Raw genomic sequence first — 3,228 nt, forward strand, 5'->3', positions numbered from 1 at the left:
TTAGCGTTAACTAAATCAAGTTGTTTGTAGTGATTTTGACTACAACACCAACTGTTTGGGTGTTGTATAGTCAAGCCTCACGAGCAATTAGTATTGGTCAGCTTCACATATCACTATGCTTCCACATCCAACCTATCAACGTCGTAGTCTTCAACGGCTCTTTAGGAGACATAAAGTCTCGGGGAAATCTTATCTTGAGGTAGGCTTCCCGCTTAGATGCTTTCAGCGGTTATCCCTTCCGAACATAGCTACCCGGCGATGCGACTGGCGTCACAACCGGTACACCAGAGGTTCGTCCACTCTGGTCCTCTCGTACTAGGAGCAGATCCTCTCAAATTTCCAACGCCCACGGTAGATAGGGACCGAACTGTCTCACGACGTTCTAAACCCAGCTCGCGTACCTCTTTAAATGGCGAACAGCCATACCCTTGGGACCTGCTTCAGCCCCAGGATGAGATGAGCCGACATCGAGGTGCCAAACACCGCCGTCGATATGAACTCTTGGGCGGTATCAGCCTGTTATCCCCAGAGTACCTTTTATCCGTTGAGCGATGGCCCTTCCATACAGAACCACCGGATCACTAAGACCTACTTTCGTACCTGCTCGACTTGTGGGTCTCGCAGTTAAGCGCGCTTTTGCCTTTATACTCTACGCGTGATTTCCGACCACGCTGAGCGCACCTTCGTACTCCTCCGTTACTCTTTAGGAGGAGACCGCCCCAGTCAAACTACCCACCAGACATGGTCCTCGCTCCAGATAATGGAGCAGAGTTAGAACCTCAATATTACCAGGGTGGTATTTCAAGGACGGCTCCATAGCAACTAGCGTCGCTACTTCAAAGCCTCCCACCTATCCTACACAAGTAAGATCAAAGTTCAATGTCAAGCTGCAGTAAAGGTTCACGGGGTCTTTCCGTCTAGCCGCGGGTACACCGCATCTTCACGGCGAATTCGATTTCACTGAGCCTCTGCTGGAGACAGCGCCCCCATCATTATGCCATTCGTGCAGGTCGGAACTTACCCGACAAGGAATTTCGCTACCTTAGGACCGTTATAGTTACGGCCGCCGTTTACTGGGGCTTCGATCAATAGCTTCGCTTGCGCTAACCACATCAATTAACCTTCCAGCACCGGGCAGGCATCACACCCTATACGTCCACTTTCGTGTTTGCAGAGTGCTATGTTTTTAATAAACAGTTGCAGGGGCCTGGTTTCTGTGGCTGCTAGCAGCTCAGGAAGCAAGTTCCATCACCGCCGGCAGCGTACCTTCTCCCGAAGTTACGGTACCATTTTGCCTAGTTCCTTCAGCAGAGTTCTCTCAAGCGCTTTGGTCTACTCGACCTGACCACCTGTGTCGGTTTCGGGTACGATTCCTGTGTAACTGAAGCTTAGAGACTTTTCCTGGAAGTATAGTATCAGCCACTTCGCTAATAAATTAGCTTGCTATCAGATCTCAGCATAGAGTACCCCGGATTTGCCTAAGATACATGCCTACATCCTTTCACCTGGACAACCAACGCCAGGCTGACTTAACTTTCTCCGTCCTCTCATCGCATTACACAGAAGTATTGGAATATTAACCAATTTCCCATCGACTACGCCTCTCGGCCTCGCCTTAGGGGTCGACTCACCCAGCCCCGATTAACGTTGGACTGGAACCCTTGGTCTTTCAGCGAACGGGTTTTTCACCCGTTTTATCGTTACTCACGTCAGCATTCGCACTTCTGATACCTCCAGCAGACTTCTCAATCCACCTTCATCGGCTTACAGAACGCTCCCCTACCACGCACATAAATGTGCATCCGCAGCTTCGGCATATAGTTTTAGCCCCGTTACATCTTCCGCGCAGGCCGACTCGACTAGTGAGCTATTACGCTTTCTTTAAAGGGTGGCTGCTTCTAAGCCAACCTCCTAGCTGTCTATGCCTTCCCACATCGTTTCCCACTTAACTATAATTTAGGGGCCTTAGCTGGCGGTCTGGATTGTTTTCCTCTTGACTACGGACGTTAGCACCCGCAGTCTGTCTCCCGGATAGTACTCATTGGTATTCGGAGTTTGCATCGGTTTGGTAAGTCGGGATGACCCCCTAGCCGAAACAGTGCTCTACCCCCAATGGTATTCGTCCGAGGCGCTACCTAAATAGCTTTCGGGGAGAACCAGCTATCACCAAGTTTGATTAGCCTTTCACCCCTATCCACAAGTCATCCCCTGGCTTTTCAACGACAGTGGGTTCGGTCCTCCAGTAAGTGTTACCTCACCTTCAACCTGCTCATGGATAGATCACCTGGTTTCGGGTCTACACCCAGCAACTAAACGCCCTATTAAGACTCGGTTTCCCTACGGCTCCCCTATGCGGTTAACCTTGCTACTGAATGTAAGTCGCTGACCCATTATACAAAAGGTACGCAGTCACCGGACAAAGCCGGCTCCCACTGCTTGTATGCATGCGGTTTCAGGATCTATTTCACTCCCCTCACAGGGGTTCTTTTCGCCTTTCCCTCACGGTACTGGTTCACTATCGGTCAGTCAGGAGTATTTAGCCTTGGAGGATGGTCCCCCCATATTCAGACAAGGTTTCACGTGCCTCGCCCTACTCGACATCATCATATAAGCCCTTTCGTGTACAGGACTATCACCTACTATGGTTGCACTTCCCAGAGCATTCCACTAAAGCTTATATGACTTAATGGGCTGTTCCCCGTTCGCTCGCCGCTACTGAGGGAATCTCAATTGATTTCTTTTCCTAAGGGTACTGAGATGTTTCACTTCCCCTCGTTCGCCTCATACACCTATGTATTCAGTGTATGATACCTAGCTTATACTAGGTGGGTTTCCCCATTCAGAAATCTCCGGATCACAGGATATTTGCCGCCTCCCCGGAGCTTATCGCAGGCTATTACGTCTTTCATCGCCTCTGACTGCCAAGGCATCCACCACATGCACTTAATTACTTGACTATACAACCCCAAACAGTCGATCGATCCTACAAGTAGATCGTTCAACGTAACAGTTTGAAGTACTGTGTATTTAAACACTGTACAGCTTCAATCAAAATTCACATACCAAAACGCTTGATTCAGTTTAATCGCTAGTAACTCATCGATTTCTCAGCAATTGCTTGCCTTGATTTCAACGAGTATGAACAATTTATTTCAACTCAAATATAATCTGTTAATGATTTCTCTAGCCTTCGTCAGGTCTAGATGCTGTGATAAATCACAGAGATTA

The 3,228-nt window shown here is 48.8% G+C and carries 1 rRNA gene; it reads right to left on the bottom strand.

The features are described 5' to 3' along the window. Nucleotides 1-66: 66 nt before the first annotated feature. Nucleotides 67-2,957, bottom strand: a 23S ribosomal RNA gene (locus CYK47_RS15065). Between the last annotated feature and the right edge of the window lie 271 nt (nucleotides 2,958-3,228).

It is taken from the genome of Acinetobacter sp. B51(2017), from assembly GCF_003711395.1.
Classification (GTDB): Bacteria; Pseudomonadota; Gammaproteobacteria; order Pseudomonadales; family Moraxellaceae; genus Acinetobacter.